This is a genomic window from Rhodococcus sp. IEGM 1379 (assembly GCF_030056815.1).
In the GTDB taxonomy this organism is placed as follows: domain Bacteria; phylum Actinomycetota; class Actinomycetes; order Mycobacteriales; family Mycobacteriaceae; genus Rhodococcus_F.
The window spans coordinates 1-323 of record NZ_JASHKR010000212.1 but is presented as its reverse complement, the minus strand read 5'-3'; the positions used below and the strand labels follow the sequence as shown (position 1 = coordinate 323).

The following is a 323-nucleotide window of genomic DNA, read 5'->3' as shown; positions in this document are numbered from 1 at the left end:
CCAGCCGGCGAGTCCGCCGATGATGATCCATCCGATGATGCCGAGTCCGAGCACGGGGGTCTCCTTAGATGTAAATAGTGCATGAGCCCGAACCCTTTGGGCGCGAGTCATTCTGGGATGTAAGCCGAGTCGATCTTCGGTTTCGCGAGGTTGTGGATCGCTACCGATAGCAGCACCTGGGAGGATCGCGCAGGCGTGTTGCGATACAGGAAACTGTGCCCGTCGACTACCTGCGGGGCGGGGAGGGTGGCATATCCGCTGTCAGAGCGAAGTGATCGCCGCGGCGCCGAGCAATGTTCCCATGATGATCGAACCAGCCAGCA

1 protein-coding gene is annotated in these 323 nt (G+C 60.4%); it reads right to left on the bottom strand.

The annotated features are described in order from the left end of the window. Window positions 1-107 precede the first annotated feature (107 nt). On the bottom strand, window positions 108-323 hold a 216-nt coding region (locus tag QM600_RS29560; RefSeq protein ID WP_283265334.1), incomplete at its 5' end, for a hypothetical protein.